Annotated in this window: 14 protein-coding genes; 12 read left to right on the top strand and 2 right to left on the bottom strand. The window is 46.8% G+C overall.

Features of this window, described 5'->3' with window-relative positions; all coding sequences use genetic code 11:
* Positions 1-30 precede the first annotated feature (30 nt).
* From pstB to NFHSH190041_RS13155, 5 genes are all read left to right on the top strand, one after another.
* Positions 31-852: a phosphate ABC transporter ATP-binding protein PstB gene (gene pstB, locus NFHSH190041_RS13175; RefSeq protein WP_261922260.1), complete on the top strand. Its 822-nt coding sequence runs from the start codon at positions 31-33 to the stop codon at positions 850-852.
* 221 nt (positions 853-1,073) lie between these two features.
* The gene (gene phoU, locus NFHSH190041_RS13170; protein WP_261922259.1) at positions 1,074-1,802 is read left to right on the top strand and encodes a phosphate signaling complex protein PhoU; all 729 of its coding nucleotides are present in this window, start codon (positions 1,074-1,076) and stop codon (positions 1,800-1,802) included.
* A gap of 772 nt (positions 1,803-2,574) precedes the next feature.
* On the top strand, positions 2,575-4,545 hold the full coding sequence (locus NFHSH190041_RS13165; RefSeq protein ID WP_261922258.1) for a BCCT family transporter: 1,971 nt from the start codon (positions 2,575-2,577) through the stop codon (positions 4,543-4,545).
* A 30-nt stretch (positions 4,546-4,575) separates the two neighbouring features.
* The gene (locus NFHSH190041_RS13160; RefSeq protein ID WP_261922257.1) at positions 4,576-4,935 is read left to right on the top strand and encodes a YajD family HNH nuclease; all 360 of its coding nucleotides are present in this window, start codon (positions 4,576-4,578) and stop codon (positions 4,933-4,935) included.
* Between the two features lie 219 nt (positions 4,936-5,154).
* Positions 5,155-6,666, top strand: coding sequence for a peptide MFS transporter (locus NFHSH190041_RS13155; protein ID WP_410010831.1), 1,512 nt, complete (start codon positions 5,155-5,157; stop codon positions 6,664-6,666).
* A gap of 116 nt (positions 6,667-6,782) precedes the next feature.
* Here the strand turns inward: NFHSH190041_RS13155 and NFHSH190041_RS13150 are convergent, their stop codons facing one another.
* Positions 6,783-7,013 carry a DUF1289 domain-containing protein gene (locus NFHSH190041_RS13150; RefSeq protein WP_261925122.1) on the bottom strand — a complete coding sequence of 77 codons (231 nt, stop codon included), beginning with the start codon at positions 7,011-7,013 and terminating at the stop codon, positions 6,783-6,785.
* 108 nt (positions 7,014-7,121) lie between these two features.
* Here NFHSH190041_RS13150 and NFHSH190041_RS13145 point away from each other — a divergent pair, with 108 nt between their 5' ends.
* From NFHSH190041_RS13145 to NFHSH190041_RS13120, 6 genes are all read left to right on the top strand, one after another.
* Positions 7,122-8,282 carry a chemotaxis protein gene (locus tag NFHSH190041_RS13145; protein ID WP_261922255.1) on the top strand — a complete coding sequence of 387 codons (1,161 nt, stop codon included), beginning with the start codon at positions 7,122-7,124 and terminating at the stop codon, positions 8,280-8,282.
* Positions 8,283-8,521: 239 nt separating this feature from the next.
* Complete coding sequence (locus NFHSH190041_RS13140; protein WP_261922254.1) at positions 8,522-9,859, top strand: SAM-dependent methyltransferase; 1,338 nt, start codon at positions 8,522-8,524, stop codon at positions 9,857-9,859.
* A gap of 166 nt (positions 9,860-10,025) precedes the next feature.
* Complete coding sequence (locus NFHSH190041_RS13135) at positions 10,026-11,099, top strand: NAD-dependent epimerase/dehydratase family protein (protein ID WP_261922253.1); 1,074 nt, start codon at positions 10,026-10,028, stop codon at positions 11,097-11,099.
* A gap of 219 nt (positions 11,100-11,318) precedes the next feature.
* On the top strand, positions 11,319-11,549 hold the full coding sequence (locus tag NFHSH190041_RS13130; RefSeq protein ID WP_261922252.1) for a hypothetical protein: 231 nt from the start codon (positions 11,319-11,321) through the stop codon (positions 11,547-11,549).
* A gap of 122 nt (positions 11,550-11,671) precedes the next feature.
* The gene (locus NFHSH190041_RS13125) at positions 11,672-12,211 is read left to right on the top strand and encodes a GNAT family N-acetyltransferase (RefSeq protein ID WP_261922251.1); all 540 of its coding nucleotides are present in this window, start codon (positions 11,672-11,674) and stop codon (positions 12,209-12,211) included.
* Complete coding sequence (locus NFHSH190041_RS13120; protein WP_261922250.1) at positions 12,204-12,938, top strand: phosphatase PAP2 family protein; 735 nt, start codon at positions 12,204-12,206, stop codon at positions 12,936-12,938. The genes NFHSH190041_RS13125 and NFHSH190041_RS13120 overlap by 8 nt, the downstream gene beginning before the upstream one ends.
* A gap of 255 nt (positions 12,939-13,193) precedes the next feature.
* Here NFHSH190041_RS13120 and NFHSH190041_RS13115 read toward each other — a convergent pair whose 3' ends face one another.
* Positions 13,194-14,399: a NupC/NupG family nucleoside CNT transporter gene (locus NFHSH190041_RS13115; RefSeq protein WP_261922249.1), complete on the bottom strand. Its 1,206-nt coding sequence runs from the start codon at positions 14,397-14,399 to the stop codon at positions 13,194-13,196.
* 1,337 nt (positions 14,400-15,736) lie between these two features.
* On the opposite strand from NFHSH190041_RS13115, the gene NFHSH190041_RS13110 reads away from it, so the two are divergent.
* Complete coding sequence (locus tag NFHSH190041_RS13110) at positions 15,737-17,455, top strand: phospho-sugar mutase (RefSeq protein ID WP_261922248.1); 1,719 nt, start codon at positions 15,737-15,739, stop codon at positions 17,453-17,455.
* Positions 17,456-17,940: the final 485 nt, after the last annotated feature.

Raw genomic sequence — 17,940 nt, 5'->3', positions numbered from 1 at the left:
GAGCCAATCTAACCGGTGGAATGTGATGCTATGACGATACACACTTCAATTCAGCCTAAAGCCCCTCAAGCCTCGGTGATTGCGAACGGGGATCCGCAAGCGGCTATTTTGCAGATCAATCATTTGGATTTGCATTACGGCACCAAGCAGGCGTTATTTGATATTTCTATGGCGATTCAGCCCCGGGAAGTGACTGCTTTTATCGGCCCCAGTGGTTGTGGTAAATCCACCTTATTACGCTGTATTAACCGGATGAATGATCTGGTGGATACCTGTCGGGTGGGAGGCGAGATTTTACTACATGGGCAGAATATTTATGACAAGCGGGTCGATGTGGCTGCGCTTAGGCGCAATGTCGGCATGGTATTTCAGCGCCCCAATCCCTTTCCTAAGTCTATTTATGAAAATGTGGTGTACGGGTTGCGGCTGCAGGGCATTAATAATCGCCGGCAGTTAGATGAAGCGTGTGAGCGCTCACTGCGATGCGCGGCGATATGGGATGAGGTGAAAGACCGGCTACATGATAATGCGCTGGGGTTATCCGGTGGTCAGCAGCAGCGTTTGGTGATTGCCCGAGCCATTGCTATTGAGCCGGAAGTCTTATTACTGGATGAGCCGACTTCAGCATTGGATCCCATTTCGACTCTGACGATTGAAGAGTTGATTACTGAGCTGAAAAGCCAATATACCGTAGTTATTGTGACCCATAATATGCAGCAGGCGGCGAGGGTGTCAGATAAAACTGCATTTATGTATATGGGGGAGCTGGTGGAATACGCCGATACCAACACTATTTTTACCACCCCAGCTAAGCGTAAAACCGAAGATTACATCACCGGACGTTACGGATGATAGTGTTAGGGTATGCTGACCTTTCAAGTTTGTTTTTGCAGTGATTTGAGGATGATTTATACCAGGCAGAAGCTTTGATAGGTAGTTGCGCTACCTGATAAGCCGATAACGCAGTAGAACGGCGCCTTAAACACTGCCCGCAGGAATATAATTTAGCCGTGCAAAGTCAGCAAGCCTAGCAATCATCGCGGCGAGATATACAGAATAATGGACATTAGGTGATGGGAAAACTCAGTATGAACAAACATATTTCCGGTCAATTTACTGCTGAATTGGAAGACATCCGTAACCGGGTGCTGGCGATGGGCGGGCTGGTTGCGCGGCAACTAGAGCAGGCATTAGATGCGCTGGGGAGTTTGGATGCGGAGCTGGCGCAACAGGTGATCCAAGGTGATCGACAGGTCAATACCTTAGAGGTGGCCATTGATGAGGAATGTACCCGCATTATTGCTAAGCGACAGCCTGCCGCCAGTGATTTACGTTTGATTATTGCGATCAGTAAAACCATTACTGATTTGGAGCGTATTGGTGACTCCAGCGTACGAATTGCCAAAGCCGCGGTGGAAAAACGTAACCAGAATCAGCAGCCGTTATTGGTCAGTATTGAGAGTATGGGGCGTCATGCCACCCGCACTTTAAATGCGACCTTAGATGCATTGGCGCGGATGGATGCCGCTGCGGCATTGGCGCTACATAAGCAAGATGCCAAATTAGATAAGGAATATGAGGGGATTATCCGCCAGTTGATGACTTATATGATGGAAGATCCCCGCTCTATTCCCGGTGTGTTGGATGTGCTTTGGGCGGCACGAGCAGTAGAGCGGGTTGGCGACCGTTGTAAAAATATTTGTGAATACATTATCTATTACGTCAATGGTAAAGATGTGCGTCATAGCTCCTACGAGGATATGGCGCGGGGCGTTGAGCCACCACGCAGTGAGGAGTCGTGAGGAGTATCTTGATTGGCGGATAAAGGTCAATTCAAGCATGAGTGTTTTATTGGGTTTTGAATGCCATTAATGGGCTGACTGGCCGTCGTGAGGCCGTTGGAGGATTCAGCTTAGTGGTGCTATGTTGACAGCGGGGCACTATTCTTGTGGTCTTAGCGGCTCGAATTCAGATAATAAGTGACATGTCATTATGCGATGTGCGATATACGAGTTGTAGTGGGTCAGATCTAGTCGGAACTAATACATCTGAGCTGACCGGTGACCTCTATTTTTCTACTCCGATATTCTTAATATTATCTTTGCTTTTTACTGTCTTTTGCCATGGGCGCTTGTGTTGGCGAATGTCAGGATTGTCTGATTATTTATGATGGTATCGATGAAGATGACTGATGACTATGTCACTATTCGTGGGGCTTGTCTTAGGCAAATAGACAAGGTTTAGAGCCAGTAGCGCGAGCCTTTCAATCTTAACATTTATGCTGCTATGACAGACTGAAATTGACATTGAACTTAGTGATGATATTAGTGTGTTTTTTGTGCGCTCAAAATAGCGTTAGCGCTGATAAGTGCGATAGTTGGTAGTGTTTATAGCTGTAAAAACATAATCTTAAAAAGTTTTCATTTGCAAATTCACACCATAATAGGCAATGATAAAAAGTGAGATGTATCACACTTTTTTGTTAGCTCACCTCAGTTACACTATTTCACTTTCTTTTCTCCCGGGAGTAAGCACTCGCAATATACTTTCTACCGTTCAACATTAGGGTAACGGATGCATAAAAAATTACGTTTAAAATCGAGTATCAATCCACCGGTGTTTTTCCCATCGGTCATTCTTATCGCACTGCTGGTCATCATTGGGGCCGTCTGGCCAGAGCAGGCCCAGCAAGTGTTCAAATCAATCCAGTCTTGGATGGAGCACAAAGCCGGTTGGCTTTACATCCTTGGGGTTGCCATCTTCATGTTGTTTGTCCTGTTTGTCATGGTCAGCCGCTTTGGCGATATCAAATTGGGCCCAGATCATTCCCAGCCTGATTACAGCTACAAAAGCTGGATTGCCATGCTATTTTCCGCCGGCATGGGGATCGGACTGATGTTTTTTGGTGTGGCAGAGCCGGTAATGCATTTTCTTGCACCACCTGATGCCACACCACAGAGCATCGCAGCGGCCAAAGAGGCGATGAAAATCACCTTCTTCCACTGGGGCATCCATGCTTGGGCAATTTATGCCGTCGTGGGATTGAGTCTGGCCTATTTCTCTTATCGGCATAAACTGCCGCTGCTGCCTCGTAGCGCACTGTATCCATTGATTGGTGAACGGATTTACGGCCCTATCGGACATGCTGTCGATACCTTTGCGGTATTGGGGACCATGTTCGGGGTATCAACCTCCCTTGGTTTTGGTGTGTTACAGGTCAATTCCGGATTGCATTATCTGGTAGGGTTGCCCATCGGTGCTGGGGTTCAGGTTGCTTTGATTATCGGGATTACCCTGATCGCCACCTTGTCGGTATTTTCTGGCTTGGATAAGGGGGTAAAACGCTTAAGTGAGCTCAATCTGTTCCTAGCTGCCTTATTGATGATCATTGTGTTGGCCTTTGGGCCAACTGTGGAATTGCTGCAAACCTTTGTGCAGAACACCGGTGGTTACCTGAGTGATATTGTCAGTAAAACCTTCAATCTGTATGCCTATGAGCAGAAAAATGACTGGCTGGGTGGTTGGACACTGCTGTATTGGGGCTGGTGGATCTCTTGGTCACCATTTGTTGGTACCTTTATTGCCCGAGTTAGCCGTGGCCGAACCATACGTGAGTTTCTCATCGGGGTGCTGTTTGTTCCTTCTGGTTTTACCTTCCTGTGGATGACAGTATTTGGTAACTCAGCCATTGATGCCATCATGCATCATGGCGCCGGGTATCTCGCCGATGCTGTGAATTCTGATGTGTCAGTGGCGCTGTTTAAGTTTTTTGAGCATCTGCCTTATCCATTAGTACTGTCATCTATCGCGGTTTGTTTGATTGTAACTTTCTTTGTGACCTCATCGGATTCCGGCTCACTGGTGATCGATAACCTCACCTCGGGAGGTGACAATGACGCGCCAGTATGGCAGCGGATTTTCTGGGCATTGACTCAGGGGGGCGTCGCTTCAGTACTCTTGTTGGCCGGCGGTTTGCAAGCATTGCAGACAGCAGCCATTGCCAGTGCTTTGCCATTTTTGCTGGTAATGTTGCTGATGTGTTTTGGCTTGCTGAAAGCACTGCAGGATGATTGGCTTAAGCTCAGCAGTGTGCAGCAACACACCACCAGTGTGCAGTATGCCAAAACCAATATTCCTTGGCAGGAACGTATCGATGTGTTGGTGTCTCATCCAACACAGGAGCAAGCCCATTGGTTTGTTGATAATGTGGCCACGCCAGCATTATCAAAAGTCTGCCAAGAGTTTATGTCAAAAGGCATAGTGGCGGATCTGCGTTATCTCGACAGTCGGGTAAGACTGGTGATTGAAAATGAAGGTCATCCTGACTTTATCTACGGATTACGGATGCGGGAATTTACCCTGCCGGTGACCGCGCTGGAAGAAGAAAATAGCTACTACCGGGTAGAAGTATTTCTGGAACACGGCGGACAGCATTATGATGTGATGGGCTATACCGAAGAGCAGATCATTGCCGATGTGGTGACTCAGTACGAGAAACATCTGCATTACTTGCATCTGTCACTGTCGGAGCCAATTGACAATTAATAGGCGTCAAGCCGGAGGATGTGAAAATAAATGAGCAATCAAGGGCAAAGTAAATTGGATCAAGTGCTGGTGCAGGCACGTGAATATCAGGCAAAACGGGAAAAGGGATATCGCGAACAGGCGCTTAAGTTGTATCCCTGGGTATGTGGCCGCTGTGCCCGTGAGTTTACTTACAAAAACTTAAGTGAACTGACGGTGCACCACAGGGATCACAACCATGATAATAACCCCTCTGATGGCTCCAATTGGGAACTGCTTTGTCTCTACTGCCATGATAATGAGCATTCTCGCTTTGAAGAGTTAGTGCAATATGGGGATACCAGTGAAGGCAAGCAGCAGGCGGCTACATATAACCCATTTGCTGATCTCAAGGCGATGATGAAGAAATAATGCAATAAGTGGGCAAAGAGTAAACGCCTCCGTTGGAGGCGTTTTTGTTTACATTTTGTGCGTACGATAGCAAACATGGTCAAAATGTGATGTGAGTGGCGAATTTTTAACTGTTTTTCTGGTGTTCGGTATTTGGATCAATCACTGATACACATATACTCGAGTACTTACAATTAAATAAAGATGGGAAGTAAGAGCATGATAACTGGGGCACCAAAAGTGAACCAGACACGGTCTTTTATGACAGTGTCACTGATTGAACTCTGGGAGCGCTTTGGCTACTACGGTATGCAGGCGTTAATTGTTTACTTTATGGTGCAGCGTCTTGGCTTTGAAGACAGCCGTGCCAACTTAGTATGGAGTGCGTGTGCTGCACTGATCTATGTTGCTCCCGCGATTGGCGGATGGGTGGGTGACAAAGTTCTGGGCACTAAACGTACCATGCTGATCGGGGCCGCTATTCTGTCTCTAGGTTATGCCTTGATGACGGTACCGACAGATAATACGACCTTTTTATTTTTAGCTTTGGGTGTGATCGTCGTGGGAAACGGTCTGTTTAAGCCAAATGCGGGTAACTTGGTACGTAAGATCTATGAAGGTGATGACTCTAAAATCGACAGTGCCTTCACCATCTACTATATGGCGGTAAATATTGGTTCGACCTTCTCCATGCTATTAACACCATGGATCAAGGACTATGTTAATGCACATTATGGTAATGAATATGGTTGGCATGCTGCGTTTGCTGTGTGCTGTGTAGGTATTTTAGTTGGACTTGCCAACTATATGGTTATGCGTCAGTCTCTGAGCCGATATGGTTCTGAGCCAGATGCTTTGCCGATGGATAAAAGTAAATTATTAGCGGTACTAGCTAGCTCTGTGCTGATTGTCATCGCTTCAGCTTTTATTTTGGAATACGAATTGATCGCCCGCATTTTCGTTTACGTAGCGGGTATTGTGGTACTGGGGATTTTTGTTCACCTGATCCGTACCAGTCATGAGTCTGAGCGTGCCGGTTTGATTGCCGCACTGGTGCTAACAGTGCAAACCGTATTCTTCTTTGTGTTCTATCAGCAGATGTCGACCTCTCTGGCGCTGTTTGCGCTGCGTAACGTAAACTGGGACTTCAATGTACTGGGATACCATCTGTGGACTTGGTCTCCAGCTCAGTTCCAAGCGTTGAACCCAATTTGGATTATGGTATTAAGTCCATTTTTGGCGTGGGCATATGCCTATGCGGGCCGAAATAACAAAGATTTCTCTATCGCTGCTAAGTTCGCACTGGGATTTGCTGTAGTAGCAGCCGGATTCTTTATCTATGGTTTCGCTGGCCAGTTTGCTGTAGCAGGTAAAACCTCCTCTTGGGTCATGATTGGCGGTTACGGTGCTTATTCTTTGGGTGAGTTATTGGTCAGTGGTTTGGGTTTGGCAATGATTGCCCGTTATGTACCTGAGCGTATGGGTGGCTTTATGATGGGCGCTTATTTTGTAGCTTCTGGTATTTCCCAGTACTTGGGTGGTGTAGTGGCTAACTTTGCCAGCGTACCACAAGGCATTACTGATCCGCTGCAGACACTGCCGATTTACACTAATCTATTTAATAAGTTAGGTGTTGCTGCATTGTGCTGTACTTTGATTGCTCTGGCAGTATTGCCATTGATGAGCCGTTTGACTGCGACACATCATGCTCATAATGGCGACAAGGGTGAGACAGTAACTGGCGAAATGTAAGTTATCACTTACCTCGTAGGAATTAAAAGCCGGGAGATTATCCCGGCTTTTTTGTGTTTACTTTTTTGTTTTACTTTTTTGTTTTTATTAGGGAAGTTAAGACAGATTTAACGCCATTATTCCAACCCTAAGCGTACTTTCGCTTCATGCCATTTTGCCGGCCCCTGGGTCTGGGTATTTTGCTGTCCAGAAAAGGCTTTTTTACGAGCGGGTAATGCATCGATAATCGCCTGTTTACGGCTATCATCGACCTGACTCCAACTGACGATTTCATCGATATGCCGGCCACAGCCCATGCAGTAATCCTGATCATTTAGACCGCAGTTGGCAACGCAAGGTGATTGAATCATAAAAATTTTCCCTGTGATCATGTTCGGATTTTTATCCCCCAGAGTCAGGAGCTTGTGTGGCGGGGTGTTACACTCGCGGCAATATTTATCTGCCCGGAGTCTGCAATGCGTTTTTACCCGTCACTGTTTTTAACCGCTTTATTGGCATTGACCTGCTCGGGCTGTTCGCTGCTGGAAGTCAAACTGGAAAGCGGGATTGAACCCTTACCTCAGGAGCAGCTCAGTATGCGGGTTTTTACTCGGGAATACAGCAATACTTTTTACGCTGGGGTAGAGCAGACGGCCGATGCAATAAGTCATGGTGGGGATGTTAATCGTCAGAGCCAAGCACTGCTGTGGAAGATTTATGCTGAGCAGACGTTAGGACAAACAATTTTTCAGGTTTCGCCCGTGGCCGCAATGGTTGATACGTGGGCCTTTACTGCGCAGATGGCTGATTTTTTCAAGCAGGGAAATGGCAAAGCCTTGTTTGGTGAGCAGAGCGCTGCTGCGGCAAACACCAGTCAACAATTGCTGCAGGATTATGAGCGGCGGATGCGAGGGCTCATGAGTTCATCAGAGTTTGCCGTTAATCAACGCTTTATTCGTGCATATGCGAGTGCCCACCCCTTATTTGACATTACGTTTGCCCGGATATCGGCCTTTAATGATTGGCTTAAGGCTCGCAATATCGGTGAATTTGAGGCGGTAACCACGTTTGGCTCTGTGCCAGAGGTGATGAGTGATATGTCTGATCGTCTGGCAATGCTGTCGGCTCAGACGCCTAAAATTCTTGGCTGGAAAGCCGAGCTGTTTGCTCTGCACGCCGATATTAACACCAAAGAGGTGCAGCAGACGTTGCAGGATATCAGTCGCACCTCAGCTAAATTTCAGCAACTGATGGCGCAAAGCCCCGAGTTAATGTCACAGTTGGCTGTGGATATGCGTCGGGAATTAACGCCGTTGTTGGCTCAACTGGATGCCAGTGCTCAGCAGAATTTGGCACAGTTATCAAAGGAACGTCAGGCATTAGAACAAATGGTTGCGCGGGAGCGATTAGCCCTCGCACAGTTAGTTGATGATGAGCGCCGCGCTGTGGTACGGGATGCCGATGCGATGGTACAACGTACTGTCAGTCAGGTATTTGCAGAAATTAATGGCCTGATTAAGAGTCTGATCCTCTATATTGTCCTGTTTTTGGTGGTGGTGTTTTTTGCCCCGCTGGGATTAGGGGTGTGGCTTGGGCGGCGGATGGGTTTGAAGCAGGCCGCGCGTCAAGCATCATAATAAAGCCGTAATCGCAATTGTTCTGACCAAGAAATAGACAGTGCCAGGGCGATGTTGTAGCGCTATGTTTTATTCGCAGCTTGGTCGAATATTGCTGTTAACGTTCGCCGCTTTGTCGGATGCTTTTATCACTATGGCTGTTATCGCCAGTGGCGCATTGGCAGGGAAAAACTTGCTATGTGTCACACCGTCATTAGAATACGTCGGCTTTAACCGATGGACTGCTAGGCGGAGCCGCTTTGTCATTATTACTGTCATCTCACCTGTATCATACCTTGCCATATGCCAGCTTACTGCAACAGCTAAGTCAGCTATTACAGACCCTGTCACCGCTGTGGCGATTACGCAGTTTTGATTGTCGTCAATTACCTTGGCAAACGGCGTTTCCGAATCTGGCGGATGTGGTTTTGCAGTTGGATGAAGATGCGTTGGCAAAGACGGATGCTTGCCAGCAACAACTATTGCACCGTTTATGGCCGGCGTTACATCAGGATTTAGTGGCGCAAGGGCTGAGTGTTGAGCAGTTGGATAATCTGGCGCAATTGCTGGCGTTGACCCTGCCACAAAGTGGCAGTCATACGAGCCAGACACATCAAGTATCGAGGCAAGATAATCAGCACGGGCTGGATGAACAGCTCAGGCCACATTTTAGTGCGCATATTAAAGGCCGAAAATGGCAGCAAATCACTTCATTTGCTGCAGCACTACCCTCTGAAACCACCCGAGGATTATTGCTGGAATGGTGTGCCGGTAAAGGACATTTAGGCCGGCTTATCTGCCAGAGTCGCCAGGTGCCGGTGGTCAGTCTGGAGTGGCAGCAGGCATTGTGTCGAGATGGGCAGGACTTTGCTCACCGTTGGCAACTGCCACAGCAATTTATCTGTGCAGATGCTTTTGCTCCCCCAGCGCAGGTGATGGACGGGGTGCAACATGCCGTGGCTTTGCATGCCTGTGGCGAATTACATACCAGTTTATTGACGCGGGCTGCCGCTAGCAGTGTGGCGCATATTTCAATTTCTCCTTGTTGTTACCACCTTATCCGCACTGAATTTTACCAGCCGTTATCTAAGGTGGCTCAACAGCATGATTTGCAGCTCAATCGGCAGGAATTACAGTTGCCACTGCAGCAAAGTGTGGTGTCGTCCTCTCGCGATTGCGAGCGACGACAACAGGAGATGATCTGGCGACTTGGTTTTGACAGCTTGCAGCGTGTGGTGCGCCAGCAGGATAATTACCTGCCGTTGCCGGCAGTCAGAAATGCGCAGCTAAGTGGCAGTTTTGCTGAGTATTGCCAAACGGTTGCAGCATTTAAACAGCTACCGTTAACTCTTCCTGATGGCACTGAGGTGACAGATTTTACCCCTTGGCTTCAGGCCGGGGCTGCACGCCTGACACTGGTACGTCAGTTGGATTTAGTCGCCCATTTGTTGCGGGCACCCTTAGAGCATTATTTATTGCTCGATAGATTATGCTTTTTAATTGAACAGGGATATCAGACCGAGATCAGTTGTTTTTGTGATACATCAGTGACGCCACGAAATGCACTGATCCAAGCGAGTTTGCCACAGACGGTATGATCTAATAGCCAAACACTGAGTCTTTGATTAAAACATACCTCACAATATACCTCTAAAGTGATACTTGAGCCAAGATAGTGTAGAATGCCTTAGGTCAGCAAAACTATGGCCGGGTATCTTTATGTCTGTCATCTCCCGGCACCAGCAATAAATAGGTGGATCAGAGATGAGATCTAAGCTGCATCCTAATGAAACCAAAGTCTTGGATGAGATTGCTTGCCGGGTTAGTCGGGTATTAGTGACCGGTGGCGGTGGGTTTCTCGGCCGGGCGTTATGCCGCAAATTACTTCAGGCCGGGATTGAGGTAAATAGCTATTCCCGTCGTTTTTACCCTGAATTAGCAGATATCGGTGTACGTCAATTTCAAGGGGATTTGACCGATATTCAGTCGTTACAGCAGGCTTGCAGTGATTGCCAGTTAGTTTTCCATTTGGCGGCCAAAGCCGGGGTGTGGGGCGAGCGGCAGGATTTTTTAGCGACAAATCTTGATGGTACTGCCAATGTGATTGCTGCTTGTCAGCAAGGTGGGATCAATTATTTGGTTTATACCAGTAGTCCTGCGGTTATTTTTGCCGGTGAAGATGCGTCAGGAGTTGATGAGCGGGCGCCATACGCTGAGACATATTTAAATGATTATGCTGAATCGAAGGCGCGGGCAGAAAAAATGTTACTCAGAGCCCAGGGCGCACCGGTTGCTGGGGGATCTCGGCTTAATGTGGTGGCACTTAGGCCACAGATGATCTGGGGCCCTGGTGATAGGCACCTGTATCCTCGTATTTTATCCCGTCGTCAATATTGTGTGCTGCAGATGGTTGGTAGCCGAGAGCCGATGGTGGACTCCATTTATATTGATAATGCCGTGTTTGGGCATTTATTAGCCGCTGAAACCCTGCTAAATCGTCCGGTTCAAGTTGCCGGTAAAGTGTATTTTTTGTCGGACGATGAACCTATGCCGATGGCTGAATTGTTGAAACGCCTCCAGGCTTGTACTGGACGCGAGCCGGTGATCCGACGCTTGAACGCCAGACTGATTTATCTGCTCGGTGGTTTATTTGAAACGCTTTATACCAGGCTAGGATTAAGTGCGACGCCACCTATGACCCGTTATATCGCTAAACAACTAACTTGTTGTCATTATTGTGATATTAGTGCGGCAAAACAGGACTTAGATTATCGTCCATTAGTGTCTGTGAATGAAGGGCTACGTCGTCTGTCCCGGGCAGTAACAAGACAAAATTGACCATTTTGGCCCATTGAGGCATTTCAGCTGTAGAGTACAAAATTTGTGCAATGATTGCTTGTTACCCTTGTTTATATCATGTTAACGTTATTGAGCTGCGGGCATGGATAGGCTCGTATTCACAAGGCTAAAGTGTTATTTGGTTGTCTGCCCTGTGAAACCTGAACGGATAATAAGGTGTACCGGTTTAACCGGATACAGAAAACAAAGGAGCAGGTGATGAGATTAAGACTGGTCGCTGCGTTTGTCGGCATCAGCGCGGTAGTATTAACCATAACCAGTGTGCAGCGTGATGGGGCGGGACTGACTGAGTCCAGTTATTTATCACTTGCCACTGAGTTAGACCGTTTTAACGGTGAATCTGATACCGTGACCGCCATGAGTTTGCCATCGTCAGCGCAGGACACCATGATGCTATCCGGAGAGTCGTATTCCGGGGCGTCGCGATAAAATGTAATTATTTGTAGCATTATCCATTAAAAAGCGCCCTTATCGGGGCGCTTTTTTTATTGTTGTGTTGTGAGTGTCGTTATAACAGTTTTTAGCAAGTAACAGGGTTAAAAGGAGAATGGATGACAACTTTACCTTGGCAAATTCGGCACAGTGAGGTCGCTGACGCGGCGCAGATCCGAGATATTTATGCGCAACCCAGTAATCTTAGTGGCACATTACAGCTCCCGTTTTCGACCCTAGCCCAGTGGCAGCAAAGGTTAGCAGCTGGTAGGGCAGATTTTTTCAGTCTGGTCGCAGAGCAAGATGGTAAAATCTTTGGCCAATTAGGGTTGCAGGTTTTTGAGCACCCAAGGCGACGTCATTGCGGCAATATTGGGTTAGCTGTATGTGAGTGTCACCGTCGTCAGGGGATTGGCCGCGCACTGATTTGCGCCGCATTGGAATTAGCTTTTCAGTGGTTGGCACTTCGGCGAATCGAGTTGGAAGTGTATACCGATAATGAAGCTGCGCTAGCCTTGTATCAGTCATTAGGTTTTGTGATTGAAGGGCGGGCCCAAGACTATGCTTTCAGGGATGGGGTTTATGTTGATGTCTATTTGATGGCCTTAACCCGGGAAGGGACTAAGGCGATGAGTAAAACTGGAGAACAGATTGAATAGGGTTCCTTCACGCCAATTAGAGTGGGTTAAATTTATTATTCTGCCTGGATTGGTCTTTTTCGTCGTTATGGGCGCCATTGAGCTGTTCCGACTGGATATTTGGTTGGCTGATAATCTGTTTCGTTGGGAAGGCGGCGCTGCTGGCGGTTGGCCGTTGCGCCATGGCTTTATGGAACAAATAGTGTTGCATGATTGGGGCCATAAATTGGTAGTCGTTATGGCGCTAGTGTTGCTGTTTGCGACTGTGAGTGCTTGGAAGTGGCGTAAATTGCGGCCTTATCGGCATGGGTTGTTGTATTTATTGCTCAGCTTTTTGCTCACAGTCATTGTGGTAGGCATATTGAAAAAATATACCCATGTTAATTGTCCTTGGGATTTATTGCGCTACGGTGGTGATCAGCCATATGTGCCGACTTTCAGCGCATTACCTGATTATGTTCATCCCGGGCGTTGTTTCCCTGGCGGCCATGCCACAGGCGGTTATGGTTGGATTGGACTGTATTTCTTTGCCAAGATGTACTTTCCCCGTTGGCGTTGGGCCGGCTTGGCTTTTGCCCTAGTCATGGGGGCGGTGTTTGATTGGGATCAGCAGTTGCGCGGGGCACATTTTTTAAGTCATGGCTTATGGACGTTGGCGATCAGCTGGGCCATTGCAGCTCTGTTGTATTTGACTGTGTTTTCCCCCAATGGCCGCAGCAGCAATACCAAAGCGCCGCGTAATGGCTAATTTTAACCTCAGAATGCTTTAGGTATAAGCGATGCCCATTGACTAAGTGCTAAATATGTCATGGGTTTATAGACTCAATGCCGCCTCTTACAGGTGGTTTTGTTGTTTTAGGTATTCCCACATATGTTTAGCTTAGACTCTAGGTAGTTAGCTATCTGCAATACTTGGGAAAGCATAGTCACGTTGGCATTGAAGGTGGGACAGAGATAATAAAAAAGGCGCCTTGGGCGCCTTTTTTATATTGATAACGTTTGCTTACAGACCGACGAAAATGCCTGCCAGAGCCGCACTCATCAGGTTTGCCAGCGTTGCAGCAAGCACTGCGCGCAGACCCAGGCTTGCAATTTCACCGCGGCGCTCTGGTGCCAGTACACCAATAGAACCTAATTGAATCGCAATAGATCCAATATTGGCAAAACCACACAGGGCAAAAGTGATGATTACTTGGGTGTGGGCAGACAGAATTTGTTTCAGAGGAATAAACTCTTGATATGCGACAAATTCGTTTAGGATGAGCTTTTGGCCGATTAATGAGCCAGCGGCTGCCATCTCATGGGCAGGCACGCCAATCAGATAAGCAATAGGGGCAAAGATATAACCCAAGATACTTTGCATGGTGACATGCTCAAAACCGAACCAGTGGCCGACAGCGGTCAGACCGTGGTTGACCATGGCAATGACACTGATAAAAGCCAGCAACATGGTACCGATGGCAACGGCAACTTTCATACCGTTCATGGCGCCGGCAGCCATGGCGTCAATCACATTACTTTCTTCGCTTTTTTCCATCTGCACTTCGTCTTGCGCGACAGGCGTTCCTTGTTCAGGAATAAGCAATTTGGCCATCATTAAGCTGCCTGGTGCTGCCATAAAACTAGCAGCTAACAGGTACTTCATTTCCACACCCATGGCGGCGTAGCCACCCAGTACAGAACCTGCGACAGATGCCATACCGCACGTCATTACAGTGAACAGTTCTGAGCGAGTCATACGAGATAAGAAAGGTCGGATAAGCAGCGGACTTTCACCTTGGGAGAGGAAAATATTACCGGTAGCGATAATGGACTCGGAGCGGCTGATCCCTAAAATCCGTTGCAAGGCACCACCAATAATGCGGATAACCCACTGCATAATGCCTAGGTAATAGAGCATGGAAATCAGTGCGCTGATAAAGATAATCAAAGGTAAAACACGGAAGGCAAAAACAAAATTAGGCGTTAGACCACCAAATAGGAAATTGATCCCTTGATCGGCAAAGCTCAATAGCCCGGTCACGCTTTTACTGACACTTTGCAGAGCGTGCTGGCCTGCAGGAATATAAAGCACTAAGGCGGCAAAGCCGGCCTGAAGCACAAAAGCGCCAATAATGGTACGCCAGTTAATGGCAGTACGTTTTTCCGATAACAGCCAAGCAATGGCTATCAGTGCTACAACGCCAATCAAACTGATTAACAGTTGCATGTTTCCCCCTAGTAATAAATCAAACCAAAACCGCAGGTATCAGGTAGCCAGCTGCGGCGGTTCTTACGGGGGATACAGGTGCGTTTAGGCACAAGTATGATCCCTTGGGATCCGGCAAATACAACATGGAAGTCACCCAGATAACAAGCCAAATGTGACGCCGGTCCGGCTCCATTGGGTCATTCACATCCTGGTGACAGCTTGATAAATCAGGTGGCTATGGGAAGTTCCGACCAGAACAGGAGTCAGGTCAGACCCAGGCCGGGAGCGAAGTCTACTGTATGCTTTGTATCAAACACAAGCTGCAATGATGCATTTATTATTACTTTTTCTTGTATTTAACTATTGCGGTATTTTTATTATCTGAAATAAAACTATTTTTTTACATTAGCCGGATTTTACAGCTTTTTGATATCGAGATAATGATCTATCACTTTGCAAAAAATTTTTTTAGCGGACAAAGAGCATTGTGGCGCGACACGATGTTTGCCTGCTATTGCATGGTTTTATCAGGCCTGCAAACGCTGTTTGGCAATCGAGCTAGAGTGACTTTTTTAGCAATAGGCTAATTTTACTTGGGTTGGTGTTGTATTTGAGGTGTGATGCTGTGGTTTGGCGCTAAGTCACTGATAGCAAGCATAGTGAAGAAGATGCTGAGCCGGTGCTTCGGCACATCGGCGTAATTTGATACATCATGACGGGTTAAAAGCAGCCTTAATCGCAAATAGGCTCATGTTGATGGGCGTTATTTTTTCATCAACTTCGTTGTGATGAGTGTTTGAATAGATAAACCCTGTATTAGGGATTTTTTAAATTTTTAATTGCTTTATCGTGAAAAGCGAACTTGGCTATCGTTTTTCCCTTATTTCTCATTTGTGATTCATGAATTAAACAATTAAAAAACAATTTATTGGCGATTCAATAGTGTTATTAATGGCGTCACTTTTTATCCGTTTGAAACTGTTTTTCGCTGTGTATTTTATGGTTGCGATAAAACAGCGTTTGGTACGCTAAGTTATTTAACGATGCTGAATTTATTTAATCTGTTATTTATAAAGGAGTTAATCTTTATTTTGTGTTTCTGACTTCATTTAGATAGTTCAGGTGCGGAAATATTGAAAATACAGATGGTTTCTGGCGTTACTGGTAATAATGAACCAGCTTGATGCTTGCATAGTAATCGTAAAGTAAACATAAGGTTACTTACGGATTAGCTTTGTATTGACAGTTTTGGACTGCTACACATTGGCGAAATATCAATAAACAAGGTTTCACTTGTTTGCGAGCTGGCTTTTACTTAATGTAAATGAATGTTATTTCGATAAGGCATAAAGAGTATGAATACTCATTTACACAGCAAAATTACCCATTGGTTGGCACAAGAGCCGGATCCGGCCATGGCCGAAGAGATCCAAGCGCTGTTGGATAATGGTGATGAGGTTGAGCTGGCCGCCCGGTTTGCTGGCCGACTGGCATTTGGTACCGCCGGATTACGGGGAATTGCTGGTGCAGGACCAATGCGCATGAATCGACTCGTGGTGCAGCAGACATCCAAAGGGTTGGGACAGTATCTTATCGAACAGGTTAAACAGGCGAAAACGAGAGGGGTTGTGATTGGGTACGATGGGCGTAACGATTCTTGCCAATTTGCCCATGATGCCGCCGGGGTGTTAGCTGAACTTGGGATTCACGTCATGCTCACCCATGATGTGGCTCCGACACCTCTGGTCGCCTTTGGCGTGAAACATTTTCATGCCGCGGCGGGTATTGTTGTGACGGCTAGCCACAACCCGCCAGAATACAATGGATATAAAGTCTATTGGGAAAATGGCGCGCAGATTATCCCGCCACACGATGCAGGTATTGCGGCCTGTATCGAAACGGCCGCCCAAGACTGTGTCAGTGTTATGGATTTAAATCAAGCCGGTAACGCGGGGTTACTGCAGTGGTTGCAAGATGATTTTTATCAGCTTTATCGCCGCACAGTTCGTGCTAGTCGTGAACTAAGCAATCACAGCTATCCAGAACGTGTCAGCTTAAGTTATACCGCGATGCATGGTGTTGGGGCGAAGATGGCAGAACAACTGCTGGCCGATGCTGGTTTTACCCATGTTTATCCTGTAGAAGAGCAGCGCTGGCCGGATGGTAATTTCCCCACCGTTGCATTTCCTAACCCTGAAGAGCCCGGCGCTATGGATATGGTGATTGCTGCCGCAAAGGAACATGGGGCGCTACTGGCTTGTGCTAATGATCCTGATGCAGACCGCTTTGCTGTGGCAGTTAAACGAGATGATAGCTACCAGATGCTAACAGGCGATCAAGTCGGGGTATTATTGGGACATTATCTGCTGAGCCACGCACCTGTGGTGCAACGTTTAGTTGGAAATACCATCGTTTCTTCCAGTTTGTTGGGTAAAGTGGCAGCCAAACTGGGCGGAAGTCACTATACCACCTTAACCGGGTTTAAATGGCTGATGAATGTCGGTCAGGCGCAGCAAACTGAAACTTGTCGCTTTTTATTTGCGTATGAAGAAGCCTTGGGATACACGGTGGGTAATACCGTATGGGATAAAGATGGTCTTAGTGCACAGCTGGCCTTTGTGCAGCTGACAGCTGAGCTTGCAGGACAGGGGTTAAGCGTTTGGGATCGGCTGGAAAGCATTTATCGTGAGCACGGTTTTCATTTAAATGAACAGGTCAGTATTAAGCTACAACCTGAGACTCCTGATATTGGTGCATATTTGCGTGAGCATGTACCGACGCATATTGCCGGTAGTGCCGTGGTGATGATTGACGATATCAATACATCATGTCGTTACTACGCCGATGGTCGAACAGAATTATTGCATCTTCCTGCAAGTGATGTGCTGATTTATTGCTTAGAAAATGACAGTCGTGTGATTGTCCGTCCATCTGGCACCGAGCCAAAAATTAAGTGTTATTACGAAGTGGTCACGCAAATGACGACAAACGATACGCTACAGTCTGCGCAGCAGCGAGCCCAGTCGCAGATGGCTGAATTTATTGCCGAGCATCAGGCATCATTGCCGAAATAAAATTATAAGGATTATATTGGCCTGTTAGGCACCAGCGGGAGAATAGTTTAGCGATTCTCCCGTTTTTGTTATTTTTTATAAAAATTATATATTTTGGGAGCACGAGACCACCTTAGTCATTCAAGTGGGTTTTTATGCCTATTCCCCACATTTTTATTGGAATTATCCCTATTTAGTTATATTAATATTCATATGTTGTATGTCTGTCTGTCTTTTTCTTGCCTTGTTGCAGAGATAAATCCCGAATCTACAGCGTTTCGGCCTATCGGTAGCGCTTTAGTATGCCCCTTTAGTGATAGGTAAAATGTAAAAATATTGCCTTTAGTGTGATATCCGCCTGAATGCAGAAAAATATCTAAATTTGGGGTTCAGTATTTGTGAGTTTATGTCGCCACTTTATTAGGTTTTTCTGATGATATGTTGTAGTCGCAACATCTCAGAGACTTTGTTGTTCCGCACTTTGTGTGGAATATATTTTTGAGGCA

It is taken from the genome of Shewanella sp. NFH-SH190041 (assembly GCF_024363255.1).
In the GTDB taxonomy this organism is placed as follows: domain Bacteria; phylum Pseudomonadota; class Gammaproteobacteria; order Enterobacterales; family Shewanellaceae; genus Shewanella.
The sequence above is the reverse complement of the archived record's forward strand: the minus strand, read 5'-3'. Positions and strand labels throughout refer to the sequence as shown.

Excerpts from the sequence above, each read along its gene's own strand:
- pstB (WP_261922260.1), top strand. The coding sequence starts at position 31 with ATGACGATACACACTTCAATTCAGCCTAAAGCCCCTCAAGCCTCGGTG.
- phoU (WP_261922259.1), top strand. The coding sequence starts at position 1,074 with ATGGGAAAACTCAGTATGAACAAACATATTTCCGGTCAATTTACTGCT.
- NFHSH190041_RS13165 (WP_261922258.1), top strand. The coding sequence starts at position 2,575 with ATGCATAAAAAATTACGTTTAAAATCGAGTATCAATCCACCGGTGTTT.
- NFHSH190041_RS13160 (WP_261922257.1), top strand. The coding sequence starts at position 4,576 with ATGAGCAATCAAGGGCAAAGTAAATTGGATCAAGTGCTGGTGCAGGCA.
- NFHSH190041_RS13145 (WP_261922255.1), top strand. The coding sequence starts at position 7,122 with ATGCGTTTTTACCCGTCACTGTTTTTAACCGCTTTATTGGCATTGACC.
- NFHSH190041_RS13135 (WP_261922253.1), top strand. The coding sequence starts at position 10,026 with ATGAGATCTAAGCTGCATCCTAATGAAACCAAAGTCTTGGATGAGATT.
- NFHSH190041_RS13130 (WP_261922252.1), top strand. The coding sequence starts at position 11,319 with ATGAGATTAAGACTGGTCGCTGCGTTTGTCGGCATCAGCGCGGTAGTA.
- NFHSH190041_RS13125 (WP_261922251.1), top strand. The coding sequence starts at position 11,672 with ATGACAACTTTACCTTGGCAAATTCGGCACAGTGAGGTCGCTGACGCG.
- NFHSH190041_RS13115 (WP_261922249.1), bottom strand. The coding sequence starts at position 14,399 with ATGCAACTGTTAATCAGTTTGATTGGCGTTGTAGCACTGATAGCCATT.
- NFHSH190041_RS13110 (WP_261922248.1), top strand. The coding sequence starts at position 15,737 with ATGAATACTCATTTACACAGCAAAATTACCCATTGGTTGGCACAAGAG.